The sequence below is a fragment of the Mesorhizobium shangrilense genome (assembly GCF_040537815.1).
Taxonomy (GTDB): Bacteria; Pseudomonadota; Alphaproteobacteria; order Rhizobiales; family Rhizobiaceae; genus Mesorhizobium; species Mesorhizobium shangrilense.
Genome location: NZ_JBEWSZ010000001.1, coordinates 994,850 through 1,013,851 on the forward strand (window position 1 = coordinate 994,850; position 19,002 = coordinate 1,013,851).

Below are 19,002 nucleotides of genomic sequence, written 5' to 3' on the forward strand. Positions count from 1 at the left end.
GCCGTTGTGGGTCAGGCTGCAGGGCGCGTCAAGGTTGCGCGGCTTGCACCACATCAGGCGGTCTTGGCCGCGACCAGCGCGTCGATCTTGGCGCACAGGTTCTTCATGACGAAATAGTCGTCGGTGGAGGCCTTGCCGTCATTGACTTCCTGCGTCCACTTTTCCAGCGGCACCTTGATGCCGAATTCCTTGTCGATGGCAAAGACGATGTCGAGGAAGTCGAGGCTGTCGATGCCCAGATCGTCGATCGTGTGGCTCTCGGGCGTGATGGTGTCGATATCGATCTCGCTGGTGTCGGCAATGATCTTGGCGACTTTGTCGAACGTGGTGGACAAGGGGCTTTTCCTTCATTTGCGGGCGGAATCTGTCCGCATGTGGTTGCGCGCTGTCTAATCGGTTTTTCCCGGCAGGAAAAGACCGAATGCGCCGCGCGGGAATGGGATACAGGGGTGCAATCGGCCAAAATGATGGCGTTGCCAGCGGAGGGGCGCTGCGGATGTCGTCAAAATGTCACGCGGCCGAGGACGCGCAAGCCCTCGCCCTGCGGCTCGACGACCACCGCTTCGCCTTCGCGCGGCGAGATGCCGGTGAGCGCGACGATGTCTTCCAGATGCGTGACCATGACCAGATTGTCGGAGCCGGAATAGGCGCGGATCTCCTTCATGATCGCCGCGATCTGTGCGGCCTTCTCCGTCTCGTCGGTCGACAGCAGGTCGAGCGGCGCAAAGAGTTCCGGCTCGGCCTCGAAGGCGGTGCGGGCGGTGTCCAGGCACCGGCAATAGCGGCTGGACAAGACGCGGGAGACGGGCGCCGCGCGGGCGGCGAACAGTGCGCCGATCTTGCTCGCCTGCTGCTTGCCGCGCGCCGACAGATTGATCTGGGTGGAACAGTTGGCGATGTCGAAATTCGCGGGATCGGTGGTGCCGGTGACCATCGCATGACGAAGCAGTACGACATGCCCGCCATCGCGCAGCAGCGCCCAGCCGGCGTCGGTCGCATGAGCAGAAGCGGGAATGACAAGCAGGAACAGCGCCAGGGCGAATCGAATCATCAAGTATCCTTTAAAGGTCGCCAGCAGGCGGTTGCTGAAGACCGGTATATAGGGACGGTAAAGTTTGCCGAAAGACAAGGCACGGCCGCGTGAGCTAGTGACCGGGGCACGTGCGACAAGCATGCTTCAAGGCCTGATCGCAGCGCGGGGCGATTGCGCTGCAATCAGGGCTCGCCTATCACCAGGGAAATGTCTCCGCTGACTGAAACAGTCCTTTTCGTCTTCAGCCTTGTCGCGCTTGGCTACCTCGCCGGGCTCACCGGCTATCTGAAGCCGGCGAGCGGAGAGGGAATATCCGACTTCGCGGTCAGCGTGGCGATGCCGCTGCTGCTGTTCCAGACCATGGTCGACGCCGATTTTCATGGCGTGGCGCCGTGGTCGTTGTGGTCAGCCTATTTCATCGCGGTGGCGCTCACATGGGCCGCCGGCCATCTGGTCACCACACGGATCTTTGGACGCGATGCGCGCGCCGGGATCGTTGGCGGCGTGTCCTCGTCCTATTCCAATATCGTCCTGCTCGGCGCCCCGTTCATCCTTGGCATATTCGGGCCGAACGGGTTCGAGGTGCTGTCGCTGCTGGTGTCCGTGCACCTGCCGATCATGATGATGGCCTCGATTGTCCTGTTCGAGATGTTTGGCCGTGGCGGCAATGAACCAATGCATCCCCTGCGCGTCGCCAGGAGTTTCCTGCGGAAACTGCTCGTCAATCCGCTGATCATCGGCATCCTGGCCGGCCTCGCATGGCGCATCAGCGGAACGCCGCTGCCGGGGCTTGTCTCTCGGCTGGTCGACGCGCTGGCCAGTACCGCTGGTCCGGTGGCGCTGTTCGCGATGGGGCTCAGCCTGCGCCGTTTCGGCATTTCCGGCAACATCCGGCCGGCGCTGGCGCTCTCAGTGCTGAAACTGTTCCTGATGCCGGCGCTGGTTCTCGTCCTTGTCTGGCTGTTCGGGCTGCCGCCTCTGACGGCCAAGGTGGCGGTTGTGGTGGCGGCGCTGCCGTCGGGCATCAATTCCTACCTCATTGCCGTGCAGTTCAACACAGGCCAGGCGCTGGCGTCGAACCAGATGACCATCGCCACCGCTTGCGCGGCCTTCACCACCGCCTTCTGGCTGGCCGTTGTCGGATACGTGTTCGGGTAGTTTTTCCCTGGCCCAAAGCCTATATGCCATCTTGCAATTGCTTGCCGGGCTTGCCCTCGGTAAAGAGCAGTGGCTCACGATCTGACGTACCGGCATCAGTACCGTCAGGACGTTCACAAGAAATCCACAGACCGGCCCGTAAGTGCGCCGAACGGAGGCTAGACCATGCTTCAGAAAACCAGCCATTTCATGCGGCAGGCCAATCTCATCAACGGCGAGTGGGTGCAGGCCGACAGCGGCCAGACCGTCGACGTCAACAACCCGGCCACTGGTCTCAAGATCGGCACAGTGCCGAGGTCGGGCAAGGCCGAGACCCGCCGCGCCATCGAAGCCGCCGACGCTGCCTTCAAGTCATGGCGCAAGACCACCGCGCTCGACCGTTCGAAGCTGCTGCGCAAGCTGCATGACGCGATCATGGACAACCAGGATGTGCTGGCCGAACTGCTCACCATCGAGCAGGGCAAGTCGCTGTTTGAATCGAAAGGCGAGATCGGCTCGGCCGCGGCCTACATCCTGTGGTTCGCCGAAGAGGGCCGCCGCACCTATGGCGACGTCGTTCCGTCGCCGTGGGCCGACCGCCGCATCCTGGTGACCAAGGAGCCGGTTGGCGTCATCGCTGCCATCACGCCGTGGAATTTCCCGTCCTCGATGCTGGCCCGCAAGCTCGGTCCGGCACTCGCCGCCGGTTGCACCGCAGTGGTCAAGCCGGCTTCGCAGACGCCTTATTCCGGCCTCGCCTGGGGCGCGCTTGCCGAGGAAGTCGGCTTCCCGAAGGGCGTCATCAACATCCTGACCGGTGCCGCCGGCGAGATCGGCGACGAGATCTGCTCCAATCCGCTGGTGTCGAAGATCACCTTCACCGGCTCGACCGAGGTCGGCAAGATCCTCATCCAGAAGTCGTCCGTCACCGTGAAGAAGGTCTCGATGGAACTTGGCGGCAACGCCCCGTTCATCGTCTTCGACGATGCTGATCTCGAGCGGGCCGTAGCCGGCGCCATCACCGCCAAGTACCGCAATTCCGGCCAGACCTGCGTCTGCACCAACCGCTTCCTGGTTCAGGCCGGCGTCTACGACAAGTTCGTCGAAAAGCTTGCCGCTGCCAGTAACGGGCTGAAGGTCGGTTCCGGCCTCGAGGACGGCGTGCAGCAGGGACCGCTGATCGACGAGAAGGCGGTCGAGAAGGTCGAGGAGCTGATCGCCGACGCCACCGCCAAGGGCGGCAAGGTCGTCGCTGGCGGCAAGCGTCATGCGCTGGGCGGCTCGTTCTTCCAGCCGACGGTCATTGCCAACGCGACGCCCAAGATGCGCTTCATGAAGGAAGAGATCTTTGGCCCAGTAGCCCCCGTGTTCAAGTTCGAGACCGAGGAAGAGGCCATCGCACTCGCCAACGACACCGAATTCGGTCTCGCCTGCTATTTCTACACCGGCGACCTCGGCCGCGCCTTCCGTGTGATGGAAGGGCTGAAATACGGTATGGTCGGCGTCAATGAAGGCCTCATCACCACGCCCGAGGCGCCGTTCGGCGGCGTCAAGGAATCGGGTCTCGGCAAGGAAGGCGGACATCAGGGTATCGAGGATTACCTCGACACCAAGTATGTTTGCATTGGCGGCCTCGGCCTCTGATTCTCCAGCCGGTCCGCAAGGTCAGGCAGGCATCCATCAACGACTGGCGTTTGCGGGCATGGCAATGAAGGACGGCGAGGTTTTCGGGACGACGCAGGCGGGCGAGGACGTCCGCCGCTTCACCATCAAGGGCGGCGGCCTCACCGCCAGCATCATCGGGCTGGGCGCGATTATCCAGGATCTGCGCCTGACTGGCCATGATGCGCCGCTGGTGCTCGGCTACGACCGTTTCCAGGCCTACGAAACGGACACGGCCTTCTTCGGAGCGGTTGTCGGGCGCTTCGCCAACCGCATCCGCGACGGCCGCTTCACGATTGCCGGCAATCGCTACCAGACCGAACGCAATTTCCTCGACAAGCATACGCTGCATGGCGGCTCGCAGGGCTATTCCCGCCGGGCTTGGGCGGTTTCTCTGCACGGCCGGGATTTTGTCACGCTGACGTTGCATGACCCTGACGGCTCGATGGGATTTCCGGGCGCGCTCGAGGTGACCTGCACCTATCGGTTGAAGATCCCGGGCACGCTCAGCGTCGAGCTGACGGCGACCTGCGAGGAGCCGACGCTGTGCAATCTCGCCCAGCACTCCTATTTCAACCTGGATGACGGTGGTGCGGGCGATATCCTCGACCATCGGCTGATGCTGAATGCCGGCGCCTATCTGCCGGTGGACGGCGACATGATCCCGACCGGCGTCGTGAAGCCCGTCGACGGTACGGCCTTCGATTTTCGCCAGGCTCGGCCGATACGCATGGAAAACGAGGGCGAACAGCTCCCTTACGACCAGAATTTCTGCCTGGCGCCAACGCGCGGCCCGCTCAGGCAGGCGGCGTGGGCGCAGGGCGCAAGCTCAGGCGTCGAGATGGAGGTCTGGACCACTGAGCCCGGTGTCCAGCTCTATACTGGCCAGTATGTGGCGCCGGTTTCCCTGGGGCTGGGTGGGCGCCGTTACGGGGCGTTCTCCGGCCTCTGCCTGGAAGCGCAGGTCTGGCCGGACGCACCCAACCGTCCGTATTTCCCACAGGCGACGCTATGGCCTGGCGCGATCTATCATCAGGTGACGGAATACCGGTTCAGGCTGCCTTAAGTCGGTCTTTCGACCTATCCCGCAAACGCGTTGCGCAAAACCTCGAACGGTGCCAACGCGCCGCGTACCTGCACGACAGCGGCAGCGACGCGATGCGCATGTGCAGCGGCTTCGGTCGGCGCGTGGCCGGCCAGCCGGGCAGCGAGATAGCCGCCATTGAAGGAATCGCCGGCGCCCGTCGTGTCGACTGGTGCGGCGACATGGACAGCCGGCACGCGCTTGGTCGCACCGTTTGAAACGACAAGCGCCGGTTCCTCGCCATTCTTGACGACGATCTCGCCAACGGTCCGTCCCAGCCGCTCCGCCGTCGCCTCCGGTGTCGTATCGCCAAACAGCATCTGCTCGTCGGGAAAGGTCGGCAGCGCGATGTCGGTGACGGCAAGCGCTTCGAGGATCGCGGCTTGCGCGTCTTCGCGATTGCGCCAGAGCCGTGGCCGGTAGTTGGGGTCGAATGCGATCCGACTGCCCGCGCCGCGCGCGATCGCGATAGCCGCAAGCAAGGTCTTGCGCGCGGTGTCGTCCAGAATTGCCAGGGTGATTCCGGAAAAGTAGACAACCGACTGGTTTTGCAGGCTTTTCGCCAGGGCGGCAGGGTCGGAGGCAAGCTGCCTGGCGGCCGCATCGCCGCGCCAGTAGGTGAAGGAGCGTTCGGCACCGGTCAGGGAGATGGCGTAAAGGCCGGGACGCGCGCCAGCGATGATCGGGCTGGCGCCGATGCCGATACCGTTCTGGGCGAAGAATCCGATCTGGTCATGCGAGAACGGGTCATCGCCGAAGGCCGATACGTAGGTCGCGGGCCGATCGCCGCTCAGCGCATGCAGCGCCCACAGCGTGTTGAACGTGTCTCCGGCAAAGCCCATGCGCCAGTTCGGGCCGGCCTGGCCCGAAAGTTCAAGCATGCATTCACCGACCGATGCGACGCCGTTTCCTGCCATGGATATCCCTTTGCGCAAGTCCCGCTGTAGCTTTTTGCTGTTCGCAGCGCCATGCTTGGCAAAGACGGATTTTTCCGCCAGATGCGTTTTCCCACAGGCTGGCGGGACGCTATGTGTCCGCCATAACGTTATCTGCGCAAGAGGAACCGGTTTGGCATCATTATGGCGTTATCTTCTGGCGGGTCTTGGTCTGGCTGCGCTGCTGGCCGGCATCCTTGCCGTGGTCTACCTGGCCACGCCGCAAACGGCGCAGCTTGCCGGTCCGGACATTTCCCGATCGAAGAAGACCGACAATGGGCTCTTCATGACGAGCTTCGAACCGGAGCGGGGCGTCGTGCGCCAGGGCGAGCTGGAATCCTGGCTGCTGACATTGAAGACAACCACAGGAGATCCGGTGGAGGGCGCGGCCATCGCAGTGTCGGGCGGCATGCCGCAGCACAATCATGGCTTGCCGACCAGCCCACAGGCGACCGACTATCTGGGCGAGGGGCGTTATCGCATCGAGGGCGTGAAGTTCACGATGGCTGGCTGGTGGCAGCTGCATTTCGCCGTTTCCGCCACCGCCGGTTCCGATACGGTCGTCTTCAACGTGGTCTTGTGAGCCGCCGATGAGGCGTCTTCTTCGCCTTTCCGGTTTTCTTGCGCTTTCGCTGGCCACCATCCTCGCCGGCTGCGGCAAGCCGGATTTCTCCGATGCCGAGAAGAAGACCATCGCCTCCCTGGCGCTCTCGACGCTGCCGTCGCTGAAGCCCGATACCACCAATCGCTTCGCCGATGTGCCCGCCGCCGCGGCCCTTGGATCGACGCTCTTTTTTGACAGCAAAATGAGCCGCGACGGGACGGTTTCGTGCTCGACCTGCCACAAGATCGACCGGCAGTTCCAGGACGACCTGCCGCAAGCGGTCGGTGTCGGGCGCACCAACCGGCGGACACCGGCTTTGGCCGGCATAGCCTATGATCCCTGGTTCTTCTGGGATGGGCGGCGCGACAGTCTTTGGGCGCAAGCGCTGACGCCGCTTGAAAATCCATTGGAGCAGGCGGGAAACCGCGCCGCCTACGCGCACTACATCAAGGCCCGCTTCGGGGAGCGCTATGAGCGTATCTTCGGGCCGTTGCCGGACCTCTCAGCCATTCCAGCCAACGCCAGCCCGCTCGGCAACGATGCCGAGAAAGCGGCATGGAACAGCATGAGCGACGAGCAACGCGATGCGGTCAATCGGGTGTTTTCCAATATAGGGAAGGCGATCGCGGCCTTCGAACGATCGATCATGCCGCCGCAGACACGCTTCGACCGGTTTACCGTGGATCTGGCGACAGGTGCCGAGCCGAAAGGCGACGCCGCCTTTTCCGCCCAGGAGATGCTGGGACTGAAACTGTTCATAGGCAAGGCCAATTGCGTGACATGCCACAACGGCCCACGCTTCACCGACAACAGCTTCCACAACACCGGTGTGCCGCCGGTTGCGGACCTGCCGCTGGATCGCGGCCGCATAGACGCGGTGGCGCAAGTCGAAGTCGATCCGTTCAACTGTTTCGGCGCCTTTCGCGATGGCGACGCCAGCGCCTGCGGCGAAGTGCGCTTCATGGTCAAGGACGCGCCGCAGTTGATCCGCGCCTACAAGACGCCGTCATTGCGCGGCGCCGCCACGCGGCCGCCCTACATGCATGCCGGGCAGTTTTCATCGCTGGACGAGGTCGTGGCGCATTACACCAAGGCAGCACCGAGCGTCGAAGGCGTATCCGAAATCCACCCGCTGGAACTATCGGACAGGGAGCGAGCGGCGCTGGTGGCGTTCCTGAAGACGCTGGCGGAGTAAAGTCACCTGTCCTTCACCGTCTCCATCGCCACGAAGGTCGAAGTCTGGGCGACATGGGGCAGGGCTGAGATGCGTTCGCCCAGCACGCGGCGATAGGCGGCGATGTCCCTGGTTCGCACCTTCAGCAGATAATCGAAGCTCGACGCCATCATGTGGCATTGCTCGATCTCCGGCACGGACTGGACGGCTCGGTTGAAGGCATCGAGCGCGGCGGAACGGGTGTCGGACAATTTCACTTGCACAAAGGCGACGTGGCCTTCGCCCATGCGCTCGCGATCGATGATCGCCTGGTAGCCGCGGATATAGCCATCCTTCTCCAGCCGCTTCAGGCGCGCCTGCACCGGCGTCTTCGATAGGCCGACCTTTGCCGCCAGTTCCGACATCGACAGCCGGCCGTCGCTGGCCAGTGCCGACAGGATGTTGCGGTCAATGCGGTCCAATTGGTCTTCTGTCATCGAAATTCTGGTCCAAACTTGGGTAAATTGGTCAAATGATAGATCGATTGATCTGCCTTGTCGATTTCTTTGGACCGACCTAAATCTACACCTGTGCTAGCGTGCGCTATTCGGTCCGGTGACCGCCGGCCCGCTTCCTGACGCTCGTTCCATAGGACCGCCATGCCAGCGCTCAACGCCATCCGCCAGCAGATCCGCGCCAACTATTTGCCAGATGAGGACGAGGCCGTGAAGCGGTTGGCGGAGGCGACCGGGCTTTCGGCGAAGGATCGACAAAGCATCTCGGCGCGCGCCGCTGATCTGGTGCGCGCGGTGCGCGGGTCGTCCGATCCACGGCTGATGGAGGTGTTCCTCTCGGCCTACGGTCTCTCCACCAAGGAAGGCGTGGCGCTGATGTGCCTTGCCGAGGCGCTGCTGCGGGTGCCCGACACCGAGACGATGGACGATCTCATCGCCGACAAGATCGCGCCGCATGACTGGTCGGCGCATTCGGGCGGCTCGAGTTCCATCTTCGTCAACGCCTCGACCTGGGCGCTGATGCTGACCGGCCGCGTGCTCGACGAGGGCGAGGGCGGCATCGAGGGCACGCTGCGTTCCATGGTGCGCCGGTTGGGCGAGCCGGTCATTCGCAAGGCGGTGGCAGCCGCCATGCGCGAGATGGGCGAGCAGTTCGTGTTGGGCCGCACCATTGCCGAAGCGATCAAGCGCGGCCGGTCGATGACCCAGAAGGGCTATCTCTATTCCTTCGACATGCTGGGCGAGGCCGCCCGCACCGAGGCGGACGCCTTGCGCTACCACAAGGCCTATGCCGACGCCATTTCCTCGCTCGATGCTGGCTCCAACGGTCCCGACATCCGCCAGAACCACGGCATCTCGGTCAAGCTTTCGGCGATCCATCCACGCTACGAGGTGGCGCAGAAGGAAGAGATGCTGCCGGTCATGACCGAGCGGCTTCTGTCGTTGGCGCTTGCGGCCCGGCATTCGCGCATGGGCCTCAACATCGACGCCGAGGAGGCAGACCGCCTCGACCTGTCGCTTGATGTGATCGAACGGGTGCTGGCCGACCCCGAGCTGGCCGGCTGGAACGGCTTTGGCGTCGTCGTCCAGGCCTATGGCCCGCGCGCGGCGTTCACCATCGACTGGCTCTATGCGCTGGCCAAGAAGTACGACCGCACCATCATGGTGCGGCTGGTCAAGGGCGCTTACTGGGACACGGAGATCAAGCGCGCGCAGACGCTTGGGCTCACCGGCTACCCGGTCTTCACCCGCAAGGCCAACACCGATGTGTCCTACATGGCCTGCGCGAAGAAGTTGCTTGGCATGACCGACCGCATCTATCCGCAGTTCGCCACCCACAACGCCCACACCGTCGCCGCCATCCTGTCGATGGCTGTTGACCGCGACTCCTTCGAATTCCAGCGGCTGCACGGCATGGGTGAGGCGCTGCACGAGACGGTGCGGCAGGCCGAGGGCACGCGCTGCCGCATCTATGCGCCCGTTGGGGCGCATTCCGACCTTTTGGCCTATCTGGTCCGCCGCCTGCTGGAGAACGGCGCCAACTCCTCCTTTGTCCACCAGCTCACCGACGAGGAAGTCGAACCGGAGGATATTGCCCGCGACCCGCTCGAAACGGTCGAGAGCCAAGGCCCGGCCGCCAACCCGGCAATCGCCCGTCCCTCGGCGATCTTCGGTGCCGGTCGCCGCAATTCCAAGGGATTCGACATCACCGACACGGTGACGCTGGCTGCCATCGACAAGGCGAAGGCAGGGTTTGCCGGGCCGGATCGCTGGCACGCTAAACCCATCACGCGCGCCGCCGGCTACGGCAAGCCGCGCCCGGTGCTCAATCCGGCCAAGCCTGCCGAAGTGGTCGGCACCGTCCACGAGGCCGTGGCCAAACAGGTCGCAACGGCCGTGCGCATTGCGGTGGAGGCGCAGCCGGCATGGGCAAAACGCCCGGTGTCCGAGCGATCAGCCATCCTCAATCGCGCCGCCGATCTCTATGAAGCCAACGCCGTCGAGTTCTTCGCGCTAGCCAGCCGAGAAGCCGGCAAATCGCTGGCCGACGGCGTCGCCGAAGTGCGCGAGGCCGTCGATTTCCTGCGCTACTACGCGGCCGAGGCGGCCAATGCCGAAGCGGGCACGCAGGCGCGCGGCGCCATTGTGTGCATCTCGCCCTGGAATTTCCCGCTGGCCATCTTCACCGGCCAGATCGCCGCGGCGCTGGTCACCGGCAATTCGGTGATAGCCAAGCCTGCCGAGCAGACGCCGCTGATCGCCTTCCGTGCCGTTGAACTGCTGCGCGAGGCGGGCGTGCCGGAGGACGTCATCCAGCTTCTGCCCGGCGATGGCCCCTCGGTCGGCGGTCCGTTGACCGCCGATCCGCGCATTGCCGGCGTCTGCTTTACGGGCTCGACCGAAGTCGCCAAGCTGATCGAAAAGCAGCTGGCCGAGACCGCTGCACCGGACGCCATGCTGATCGCCGAGACCGGCGGTCTCAACGCCATGATCGTCGATTCCACCGCGCTGCCCGAACAGGCGGTGCGCGACATCCTGGCCTCGGCCTTCCAGAGTGCCGGGCAGCGCTGCTCGGCGCTGCGTGTGCTCTACGTGCAGAAGGACGTCGAGAAGAAGATGCTGGAAATGCTGAAGGGCGCCATGGAAGCGCTTGATATCGGCGACCCCTGGCTGATTTCGACCGATGTCGGCCCGGTCATCGACGACGAGGCGCAGGCCTCGATCCGCGATTATTGCACCAGGATGGGCCTGCAAGGCCGGTTGATCGCCAAGCTCGAGGCTCCGAAGGATGGCCGCTTCGTCGCGCCGCACGTCTTCCGGGTCAAGGGCATCGAGGAGATGGAACGCGAGGTGTTCGGGCCGGTGCTGCACGTCGCGACGTTCGATTCCGACGAAATCGATGCTGTCATAGCCGCCATCAACCGCAAGGGCTACGGCCTGACCTTTGGCCTGCATACCCGCATCGAGGGCCGCGTCCAGCATTTCGTCGACGGCATCCATGCCGGCAACATCTATGTCAACCGCAACCAGATCGGCGCTGTCGTGGGATCGCAGCCTTTTGGCGGCGAGGGGCTTTCGGGCACCGGACCGAAGGCCGGCGGCCCGCACTACCTGCGCCGTTTCCGCAAGGGGCCGGAGGCCGGCACGCATCTGGCCGAGGGCCACAAGGTGACAGCGACCGAGCTCGCCGACAATCTGCCGGATCCGACGCTTGGCGGTTGGTCGACACGGCCCGATCGAGTGGCGATCCTGCGCAAGCATCTGCGCGGCAAGGGTTCGGCGGCCATCGCCGCTGCCGCCGGCATCGATTTCGGCCAGGTCGACCTGCCAGGGCCGACCGGCGAGGCGAACACGCTGTCACTATCGCCGCGCGGGCGGGTGCTCTGCCTTGGCCCCGATGGCGATACGATGCTTGCCCAGACCATCCAGGCGCTCGCGGCCGGCAATGCGGTTCTGGCCGTCGCGCCGGGCGCGCCGGCGGCGCTCTCGTCGCTGACCGGCAAGGGGCTGCCGCTTTCGGCCATCGACGGTCGTCCCGACCCTGTCGAGGCACGCTCGCTGCGCGTCGACGTCGTCGCCTTCTCCGGCACACCGGAAGCCGCGCGCATCGTACGCAAGGTCATCGCGGACCGCAGCGGTCCGATCGTGCCGCTGGTCAGCGAAGTGCTCAACCCCGCTGCCTATGCGCATGAGCGCGCCGTCTGCGTCGACACCACCGCCGCGGGAGGCAATGCCAGCCTGCTGGCCGGAGCATAGAGAGCGAGGGTTTTCGCTTGTTATCCGCTTTGTGTTTATGCAAAAGGCGCCAGGGGATATAGTCGGATATGAACTCGACTTGAGGCAAACCACCCGATGCAACGCACGTCCGCGCCTTGTGAGCCGCCGCATGTAGACGTTGTCATCGCGTGCCACAACTATCGCGCCTATGTCGAGGACGCGATCCGTTCCGTGTTGGCGCAAACCTACCGGAACTGGAGTTGCGTCATCGTCGACGATGCCTCGACAGACGGCTCCGTCGAGCATATCAGCCAGCTTCTCGAAACCATAGGCGATCCGCGCCTGCGTTTGCTGGTGCGGCCGCAAAATGGTGGCCAGATCGCCTCCTTCCGTGATGGTTTCGCCGCGGGCAATCTGCCTTTCGTGGCGTTTCTCGACGCCGATGATGTCTGGCTGCCGAATTTTCTCGCCGCTCATCTCTCGGCCCATCTGAACTCGATACACTCAGCGTCTCTGTCCAGTTCCGATGTTCTTCTGGTCGATCGCAACCGTGTCGTCCTGAGCGGCACCTATGTTGGGTTACGCAAGCCCCGTTCCGGGAAAGACCCAATCGGCGTCGCCGTACCGCCCGGCAATCGGCTCGGCGAGGTAGCTGGGATGGCCTATTCATCGGAATATCCGATTACCTATTTGGGGCCGGGAATCCACGGCTGGATTTGGGCTCCGACATCGTCGATGGTTTTCCGGCGCGGCGTACTGGAACCGGTGCTGGCTTTCCCATTCAAGGTGAGGACGGGGGCAGACTATTTGGCGGCGACGTGCGCGCATCTGGTGGCCGGCAGCCTGCTGTTGTCGGAATCTCTGGGCCTCTATCGTCTGCACGGGGCCAACCTCTCCACCAATAGCACATACGCAGGCGGACATGTGGAGCACACGGCGGCGAATCGCGCCAAGCAGATCGCCTTGGGTGCCGATGTCCTCGAATATGTCCTGGCCAATGCTGCCTGGCTTGGCGAAATACACGGCGGACGCTTTGTGTCCGGGTTCCTTGCGCATCATGTCAGGCGGTTTGATCGCCTGGTCGATGACCCGCGCATCGTACCTCTTCTTGACCGCAAAAACCGCTGGCGCCGGCGGCGCAGGCGTGTCGTCCAGGGGCTGCGGCGCTTGTTCGGCAGGACTTGGGACTGACGGCCGCTTGCCTGGCTGGCCACACCGTGTGCGAGGCAAACAGCATGTAGCCCTCCGCCTCGTTGACCGGGCCGCGCAGCAGATGGAACTTCCGAAAACCTTTCGTCTCCGCGTCGGCGAAAACCAGGCTGTTGCGGGAGGCAATGCCAGCCTGCTGGCTGGCGCCTGGAGAAGGTTTTCACTTCACGAGCTTGCGTGTATGCAAGGGAACAGGAGCCTGGGGGGAACTCGGGCACGAACTCGATTTGAGGCGAACCGCCCGATGCAACGCATGTCCGCGCCTTTTGAGCTGCCGCATGTAGACGTTGTCATCACCTGCCACAACTATCGCGCCTATGTCGAGGATGCGATCCGTTCCGTGTTGGCGCAAACCTACCGGGGGTGGAACTGTATCATCGTCGACGATGCCTCCACCGACGGCTCCGCCGAACATGTTCGTCAGCTTCTCCAAACGATAGGCGATCCGCGCTTGCGTCTGCTGGTGCGGCCGCAAAATGGCGGTCAACTGGCATCGTTCCGAGATGGTTTTGCTGCGGGCAATGAGCCGTTCGTCGCGTTCCTCGATGCCGACGATGTCTGGCTCCCGAATTTTCTCGCCGCGCATCTGTCCGCCCATCTGAACGCGATGCACTCGGCGTCTCTGTCCAGCTCCGACGTTCTGCTGGTCGACCGCGACCTTGTCGTCCTGAGTGGCACCTATGTGGCGTTGCGCAAACCACGTCCCCAGTTGGACGCACGCGGCATTGCCGTGCCGCCCGCCCGCTGGCTCGGCGAGACAGCGCCCGAGGTCGCCTATTCATCGGAGTATCCGATTTCCTACTTCGGGCCCGAAACCTATGGCTGGATATGGGCGCCGACATCCTCGATGGTTTTTCGCCGCGGCGCGCTTGAGCCGGTGCTGGCTTTCCCATTCCGGTCGCTTGTAAACACCGATTATCTTGCGGCGACCTGCGCGCATCTGGTGGCAGGCAGCCTGCTGTTGTCGGAACCCCTGGGCCTCTATCGTCTGCACGGTTCCAACGTCTCCACCGACAGCCCATATGCGGGCGGACATGTGCAGCATTCGTCGGCAAACAAGGCCAAGCAGATCGCTTTGGGCGCCGATGTTCTCGACTATGTTGTGGCCAATGCCGGACATCTCGACGCAATAAACCATGGAGGCTTCGTGTCCGGGTTCCTTGCCCATCACCTCAGGCGGTTTGATAGCCTGATCGGCGACCCGCGCATCGTGCCTCTTCTTGACCGCAAAAACCGCTGGCGGCGGCGGCGCAAGCGTGTCGTCCCAGGGCTGCGGCGCTTGTTCGGCAGAACTGCGGACTGACGAAAGGTTCACACCTCTTCAGGCGCGCAGCCGAATTTCAACAGATTGCCGTGCGGATCCCAGACGTAGAATTCCTTCATGTTCCAGGGGCGAACCGTGAAGGCGCTGAGCCTTTCGATGCCGCGCGCGGAAAACTCCGCGTGCAGCGCCGGCACTTCACCGCCTCTGATGTAGCAGGATGATACTTCCGGCAGTTTGCGGTCCTCGCTCTTCCAGAAATGAATCTCCATCTCGTTGCGGCGCACGATCAGATAGTCTTCCATCTCCGGTCCGATGACGTCGAAACCGAGTTGGTCGCGATAGAAATCGCGGGACACGGCAATGTCGAGCGATGGCAGGACAGGGATCGCGCGGGCAGGGTCAGCCGCGGGCGAAATCATGTCAGGCGCCTTCGACGACCGCAAATCCCTCGAACTGAGGGTGGCCGATATAGTGGACCTTGGTGGTGCCGACGTTCCTGTGGGCGGCGCGAAAATTCTCGGACTTCGTCCAGGCGACAAAGTCGTCGTGGCTGGCCCACACTGTGTGCGAGGCAAACAGTGTGTAGCCCTCGGTCTCGTTGACCGGGCCGCGCAGCAGATGGAATTCACGAAAACCCTTCATTTCGGAAAGGCTGGAATCGCGGTTCTTCCAGACGCCCTCGAAGGCATCCTCGGAGCCTTTCTCGACCTTGAAGCGGTTCATGGCGATGTACATGGTGGTTCCTTTCGGGCGGATTGTGATGGTTGGCGTCGCAGTTTGTTCAGCGCGCATTCAAAATGGACCGACTTCGGCCTCGAAGACCAAACTCTTGCTTGCGACCTGTGGTGGAATTGGCGGGAAGGGAGCAGCCTTGCGTACGATGCCAAGTGCGACCTGATCGAAATTTGGCGATCCCGAGCTTTGCAGGATACGCAGGTCATCAATCCCGCCACGGCTGCCGATCACGAACGTCACGACGGCATTGTTGAGTGCAGTCAACTGCACCGAGGGCGGAACGGCACGGTTGACCCGACTGAGCTTTCGGATGACGTCGCTGCGGTAGTTGAACTCCGTTTCGGCGCTGCCTGCCTCTTTCTGTTTCTTGCCCTTGCTGGCGGCCACTGCCAGCCGGTCCTGGCCGTCCGCCGTTCCACGTTTCTCGTCCATTTCCTTTGCAGTCGCGGGAGGTGCCGCCGGAGTTGGACGAGCGCTGGGGATCGGCGGCTGCTCTGGAACAGCGACTGACATTTCGGGTTTTTCCAACTGGGTGACCGGCTGGTCCGGCACTTTGGTGCTGGCGACAACACTGTCATCCGGGTGAGGGGCTTTGGTCACCAATATGTCGGGCTGTTTGGCAGGTTCCGGCGAAGGTGCGGGAAGCTCCGCTGTTGGCTCCCTGGTGGGCTCGGAAGGTTGCTTTGGCGGCATTGGTCTGACTGGCTTTGCCGGTGCCGGTGTGGGCGGCTCGATTGTCACATTTATTGCTGCCGGGTGCTTGTCCAGCGCGCTCCCGACAACCTTGTCTCCAGATTGATCGCTGCCTTCCGACTGCTCCGTATTTGGGGATTCCAACTTGCCCTTGGGCGATATCAGGAAAGCTGCCGCCACGCCGGCATGAAGAAGACAGGATAAAATGATCGCCGCCGACCATTTGCCTTTGCCGGCTGGCGGCTGCACTTGCGCGAGAGATTCGGCAGGCGTTACGGCCAGTTCGGTGCTGGCGTCGGGGAGAGGGCTGATATCCTGCATGTCGCGGGGCGCAAACTGCCGCGATGCATGCGGAATTGTCAAATCAAGATCGGTTGCCTCGAACCATGAAACATCGTGGCCTAGCAGAGGCCAGGCCACGATGTTTCGGGTGAATGCGATCTCCAGCCCCAACGTTCCTCTCAGACGCCGAAAGCGATGCCGGTCTTGGAATCGGTCTTCAGCTTGCGCATGCAGGCATTGGGCTCGACGCCCGCGCCGGCGCATTCCGTGGCGCTGTTGATCAGCACGCGGCTGATCTTGGTGCAATCGGTGCCGGCCAGGTCGAAGCGCGTCACCTTGGTCTTGCCGGCGGGCAGGTCCTTGAAGTCGAGCACGGTCAGCCGGTCGACGACGCCGGCTTCGTTGAACAGCGCGATCTCGAACGCCGCCTTGGAAAGGTCGGCGCCCAGATTGTTGTTGACCACGAATGTCAGGCGGCAGCCCTTGTCGGAGGGTTGCGCGCCATTGAGCTCGAGGCTCAGGGCAGGGACCGGCGCGGACTGTTGAGCCCACGCCGGCACCGTCGCAAGCGACATCGCCAGCGTCGAGGTCAGCAGACGAAGCGATGCCGTCAAGCTCGTCATTGTCATCAGCCTCCAAAACGCATCGTTGCCGCCAGCTTCAGGGTTATGCCGGGCTCGTAGATAGCTGTTGTCGTACTGACATTCAGCGGGTTGACGTATTTCACATCGAACAGATTGTCGGCGCGGAAATCGACCTTCAAGTTGTCGGTCGCCTGGTAGCTGGCGAAGGCGTTCACCAGCGTATAGTCCTTGGCAATGGCGTTGCCCTTCGGCTTGCCGTTGTATTGTACTTCGCCGCCCACGGTCAGCTTGTCTTCCAGGAAACGCAATCCGAGCTGTGCGGTGACCTGGGATGACGGGATGGTGGCAAGATCCGCCACGACGCCCTTGTAGGAAGTGGTCTGACCGTTGGTAATCGAAGCCGAAAGTCCGGCGTAACCCCATCCGGCATCATAGACGCCTTCCATCTCGAAGCCGTTGATCTTGGCCTTGGCGAAGTTCTGATACTGATAGCAGATCGGGATGCCCGGGCCGAACGGGCAGCCGCTGCCTGGCGCGAACGGCGACAGCGTCACGCCGTCGATATAGTCCCGCACGTCGTTGTGGAAGTACGCGGCCTTCAGGCGCAACGCATCGCCGGATTCAACGATGTCGTTCAGCTTGTAGTTGACGCCGAATTCCGTTGTCTTGCCGATTTCAGGCCTCAGGTTCGGATTGGGCAGGAACGGGAAGGTAACGCCAGCCGGATGGTTGCCGCTGATCAGCGTTTCCGTCAGAGACGGCGATCGGTAGCCTTCCGCGTAAGTGCCGTAGAATTGCAGCCCCGACAGGCCGGCTGTCTGGAACGGCGAGACGCCGACGGTGATGCGCGGCGACAGCCGGTCGCCAGACGTCTCGTTCTTGCTGTCCTTGAGGCTGTAGTTGTCGTAGCGCAGCCCGCCTATGACTTCGAGCCATTCCCAGGTCAGCTTGTCCTGGACGTAAGCGCCGGAAACATTCCTCTTGCCCGACGGGGTGTAGAAACTGTCGCCGCCGGTGGTGCCGCCGGTCTTGACGTCGTCATTCGCCCAGTCGCCGCCATAGGTCAGTTCGTGCGCGATGGCGGCGGTCTCGAACCTCGAGGTGTTCCATATATCGATCGCAGCGGTACCGACATCGAAAGTCGACGTGGAACCCGCGGGCAGCACCACGGGCAGACCCGTGACCGGGCTGAACCGGTTTTGCGCGACAAGGCTGGTCAGGTCGAGATTGGTCCTGTTGTAGGAGGTGTTGATGTGGAGGTCGAGCCAGCTCTTGTCCTCATCGGTGATGTTGTAGCGGGCGGTGAAGGTGTTCGACTTGAGATCAACGTCGTTGACCGGCACGCCGCCGCTGACCTCGTTCCAGCCATCGCTCGAGCCGACCCAGCCGAGCTTCAACTGGCTGTTTTCGGTTGGGCGGATCGTGGTCTTGAGCATGCCGCTCAGCACATCGAAGCCAGTGCCCTTGACCGTGTCGCCACCGCCATCCTTGTAGTCGTCATAGTTGCGATAGACGATGTTGCCCAGGGCATCCCAGTTCTCGTTGAAGCGATAGGCGCCGGTAGCGCTGGTGGTCCAGCCCTTGCCGTTGCTTTCATACCGGCCCGTCACCGAAGCACCCCAGGTTTCGCTGGGCTTGAGGAAATCCTCGGCATCCTTGGTGTCGAAGAAGACCACGCCGCCGATCGCGCCCGAGCCATAGGTGTTGGCTACCGGGCCGCGGATCACGTCGACGGATTTGACGAGTTCAGGGTCGATATAAAAGGTCGATTGGGTGCCGTGGTCTGAGCGCTGGAAATCCTGGCGAGCGCCATCGACGATGACGGCGACGCGACCGAAATCCTGCAGGCCGCGAATATTGATGCTGGTGCTCACGCGCCTGGCGTCGGCCTGCGCGGCGACACCGGGCACACCCAACAGCATTTCGTTCGGCGTGCTCGCCATGCGGCGGTCGAGCTGTTCCTGGTCGAGATGGCTGGCGGAAGCCAGCGATTCGATCGCCGTCTCGCCAGTGCGGCTGATGACCAGGATCTTGTCGAGCAGCGTGACGCCCGCCGGCGCGGCCTTGGCCTCTTCGGCCTTCTTCGTTTCGGCCTGTTGCTGGTCCGTCGGTGCCTGCGCCTGTTGCGCGCTGGCTGGCGGCGCCAGCAGCGTGATCGCGGCCACGCCGGCCAGCAATCCGGCCATTCCTTTTGCCACGGGCCGATGCGCCGAGACTGTGTCTTCAGCCAGCCCCAGCCGTCCCCAATGTACCAACCCCATGCCCCAGCTCCAAAAAATCAGGTTTCATGCTGGCTGGCTTGGTGCTTGCTGGCATTTTTCATCGTGTCCGGCGTCTTAAATGTTGACTCATTTAGTCCTGTATTGCACTGACTAGTAAACATGATTATTCAAGT

General features: G+C 63.0%; 17 protein-coding genes. 8 read left to right on the forward strand and 9 right to left on the reverse strand.

What is annotated here, in order from left to right:
• Window positions 1–53: 53 nt before the first annotated feature.
• Both ABVQ20_RS05125 and ABVQ20_RS05130 read right to left on the reverse strand, forming a co-directional pair.
• On the reverse strand, window positions 54–335 hold the full coding sequence (locus ABVQ20_RS05125; RefSeq protein ID WP_010909964.1) for an acyl carrier protein: 282 nt from the start codon (window positions 333–335) through the stop codon (window positions 54–56).
• A 167-nt stretch (window positions 336–502) separates the two neighbouring features.
• Window positions 503–1,051: a histidine phosphatase family protein gene (locus ABVQ20_RS05130; protein WP_354458465.1), complete on the reverse strand. Its 549-nt coding sequence runs from the start codon at window positions 1,049–1,051 to the stop codon at window positions 503–505.
• Window positions 1,052–1,240: 189 nt separating this feature from the next.
• Here ABVQ20_RS05130 and ABVQ20_RS05135 point away from each other — a divergent pair, with 189 nt between their 5' ends.
• The 3 genes from ABVQ20_RS05135 (at window position 1,241) to ABVQ20_RS05145 (ending at window position 4,898) form a co-directional block, all read left to right on the forward strand.
• A complete protein-coding gene (locus tag ABVQ20_RS05135; RefSeq protein ID WP_354458467.1) occupies window positions 1,241–2,191 on the forward strand; it encodes an AEC family transporter in 951 nt (316 codons plus the stop codon).
• A gap of 165 nt (window positions 2,192–2,356) precedes the next feature.
• Window positions 2,357–3,814, forward strand: a complete 1,458-nt coding sequence (locus tag ABVQ20_RS05140) for an NAD-dependent succinate-semialdehyde dehydrogenase (RefSeq protein WP_354458469.1) — start codon at window positions 2,357–2,359, stop codon at window positions 3,812–3,814.
• A gap of 58 nt (window positions 3,815–3,872) precedes the next feature.
• Window positions 3,873–4,898, forward strand: coding sequence for an aldose epimerase family protein (locus tag ABVQ20_RS05145; protein ID WP_354458471.1), 1,026 nt, complete (start codon window positions 3,873–3,875; stop codon window positions 4,896–4,898).
• A gap of 14 nt (window positions 4,899–4,912) precedes the next feature.
• Here the strand turns inward: ABVQ20_RS05145 and ABVQ20_RS05150 are convergent, their stop codons facing one another.
• Window positions 4,913–5,833 (reverse strand): sugar kinase, encoded by a 921-nt coding sequence (locus ABVQ20_RS05150; RefSeq protein ID WP_354458473.1) that lies wholly within the window; start codon window positions 5,831–5,833, stop codon window positions 4,913–4,915.
• A gap of 151 nt (window positions 5,834–5,984) precedes the next feature.
• On the opposite strand from ABVQ20_RS05150, the gene ABVQ20_RS05155 reads away from it, so the two are divergent.
• The gene (locus ABVQ20_RS05155; protein WP_354458475.1) at window positions 5,985–6,434 is read left to right on the forward strand and encodes a FixH family protein; all 450 of its coding nucleotides are present in this window, start codon (window positions 5,985–5,987) and stop codon (window positions 6,432–6,434) included.
• 7 nt (window positions 6,435–6,441) lie between these two features.
• Window positions 6,442–7,650, forward strand: coding sequence for a cytochrome-c peroxidase (locus ABVQ20_RS05160; protein WP_354458477.1), 1,209 nt, complete (start codon window positions 6,442–6,444; stop codon window positions 7,648–7,650).
• Between the two features lie 2 nt (window positions 7,651–7,652).
• Here ABVQ20_RS05160 and ABVQ20_RS05165 read toward each other — a convergent pair whose 3' ends face one another.
• Window positions 7,653–8,105 (reverse strand): Lrp/AsnC family transcriptional regulator, encoded by a 453-nt coding sequence (locus ABVQ20_RS05165; RefSeq protein ID WP_354458479.1) that lies wholly within the window; start codon window positions 8,103–8,105, stop codon window positions 7,653–7,655.
• A gap of 162 nt (window positions 8,106–8,267) precedes the next feature.
• Here ABVQ20_RS05165 and putA point away from each other — a divergent pair, with 162 nt between their 5' ends.
• The 3 genes from putA to ABVQ20_RS05180 all read left to right on the forward strand — a co-directional run bounded on the left by putA (window position 8,268) and on the right by ABVQ20_RS05180 (window position 14,352).
• Complete coding sequence (putA, locus tag ABVQ20_RS05170) at window positions 8,268–11,879, forward strand: bifunctional proline dehydrogenase/L-glutamate gamma-semialdehyde dehydrogenase PutA (RefSeq protein ID WP_354458481.1); 3,612 nt, start codon at window positions 8,268–8,270, stop codon at window positions 11,877–11,879.
• Between the two features lie 96 nt (window positions 11,880–11,975).
• A complete protein-coding gene (locus ABVQ20_RS05175; protein ID WP_354458482.1) occupies window positions 11,976–13,031 on the forward strand; it encodes a glycosyltransferase family 2 protein in 1,056 nt (351 codons plus the stop codon).
• 82 nt (window positions 13,032–13,113) lie between these two features.
• Window positions 13,114–14,352 carry a glycosyltransferase gene (locus ABVQ20_RS05180; protein WP_354458483.1) on the forward strand — a complete coding sequence of 413 codons (1,239 nt, stop codon included), beginning with the start codon at window positions 13,114–13,116 and terminating at the stop codon, window positions 14,350–14,352.
• 8 nt (window positions 14,353–14,360) lie between these two features.
• Here ABVQ20_RS05180 and ABVQ20_RS05185 read toward each other — a convergent pair whose 3' ends face one another.
• The 5 genes from ABVQ20_RS05185 to ABVQ20_RS05205 are packed head-to-tail and all read right to left on the reverse strand — an operon-like array spanning window position 14,361 to window position 18,868.
• Window positions 14,361–14,732 (reverse strand): bleomycin resistance protein, encoded by a 372-nt coding sequence (locus ABVQ20_RS05185; RefSeq protein ID WP_354458484.1) that lies wholly within the window; start codon window positions 14,730–14,732, stop codon window positions 14,361–14,363.
• A 1-nt stretch (window position 14,733) separates the two neighbouring features.
• The gene (hmuQ, locus tag ABVQ20_RS05190; RefSeq protein WP_354458485.1) at window positions 14,734–15,048 is read right to left on the reverse strand and encodes a heme-degrading protein HmuQ; all 315 of its coding nucleotides are present in this window, start codon (window positions 15,046–15,048) and stop codon (window positions 14,734–14,736) included.
• 57 nt (window positions 15,049–15,105) lie between these two features.
• The gene (locus ABVQ20_RS05195; protein ID WP_354458486.1) at window positions 15,106–16,194 is read right to left on the reverse strand and encodes an energy transducer TonB family protein; all 1,089 of its coding nucleotides are present in this window, start codon (window positions 16,192–16,194) and stop codon (window positions 15,106–15,108) included.
• Window positions 16,195–16,202: 8 nt separating this feature from the next.
• Complete coding sequence (locus tag ABVQ20_RS05200) at window positions 16,203–16,646, reverse strand: hypothetical protein (RefSeq protein WP_354458487.1); 444 nt, start codon at window positions 16,644–16,646, stop codon at window positions 16,203–16,205.
• A 5-nt stretch (window positions 16,647–16,651) separates the two neighbouring features.
• Complete coding sequence (locus ABVQ20_RS05205) at window positions 16,652–18,868, reverse strand: TonB-dependent hemoglobin/transferrin/lactoferrin family receptor (RefSeq protein WP_435528324.1); 2,217 nt, start codon at window positions 18,866–18,868, stop codon at window positions 16,652–16,654.
• Window positions 18,869–19,002 lie beyond the last annotated feature (134 nt).

Excerpts from the sequence above, each read along its gene's own strand:
- ABVQ20_RS05160 (WP_354458477.1), top strand. The coding sequence starts at position 6,442 with ATGAGGCGTCTTCTTCGCCTTTCCGGTTTTCTTGCGCTTTCGCTGGCC.
- ABVQ20_RS05135 (WP_354458467.1), top strand. The coding sequence starts at position 1,241 with ATGTCTCCGCTGACTGAAACAGTCCTTTTCGTCTTCAGCCTTGTCGCG.
- ABVQ20_RS05150 (WP_354458473.1), bottom strand. The coding sequence starts at position 5,833 with ATGGCAGGAAACGGCGTCGCATCGGTCGGTGAATGCATGCTTGAACTT.
- ABVQ20_RS05200 (WP_354458487.1), bottom strand. The coding sequence starts at position 16,646 with ATGACGAGCTTGACGGCATCGCTTCGTCTGCTGACCTCGACGCTGGCG.
- ABVQ20_RS05140 (WP_354458469.1), top strand. The coding sequence starts at position 2,357 with ATGCTTCAGAAAACCAGCCATTTCATGCGGCAGGCCAATCTCATCAAC.
- ABVQ20_RS05165 (WP_354458479.1), bottom strand. The coding sequence starts at position 8,105 with ATGACAGAAGACCAATTGGACCGCATTGACCGCAACATCCTGTCGGCA.
- ABVQ20_RS05175 (WP_354458482.1), top strand. The coding sequence starts at position 11,976 with ATGCAACGCACGTCCGCGCCTTGTGAGCCGCCGCATGTAGACGTTGTC.
- ABVQ20_RS05130 (WP_354458465.1), bottom strand. The coding sequence starts at position 1,051 with ATGATTCGATTCGCCCTGGCGCTGTTCCTGCTTGTCATTCCCGCTTCT.
- ABVQ20_RS05180 (WP_354458483.1), top strand. The coding sequence starts at position 13,114 with ATGGAACTTCCGAAAACCTTTCGTCTCCGCGTCGGCGAAAACCAGGCT.
- ABVQ20_RS05205 (WP_435528324.1), bottom strand. The coding sequence starts at position 18,868 with ATGGGGTTGGTACATTGGGGACGGCTGGGGCTGGCTGAAGACACAGTC.
- ABVQ20_RS05185 (WP_354458484.1), bottom strand. The coding sequence starts at position 14,732 with ATGATTTCGCCCGCGGCTGACCCTGCCCGCGCGATCCCTGTCCTGCCA.
- ABVQ20_RS05145 (WP_354458471.1), top strand. The coding sequence starts at position 3,873 with ATGGCAATGAAGGACGGCGAGGTTTTCGGGACGACGCAGGCGGGCGAG.
- putA (WP_354458481.1), top strand. The coding sequence starts at position 8,268 with ATGCCAGCGCTCAACGCCATCCGCCAGCAGATCCGCGCCAACTATTTG.
- hmuQ (WP_354458485.1), bottom strand. The coding sequence starts at position 15,048 with ATGTACATCGCCATGAACCGCTTCAAGGTCGAGAAAGGCTCCGAGGAT.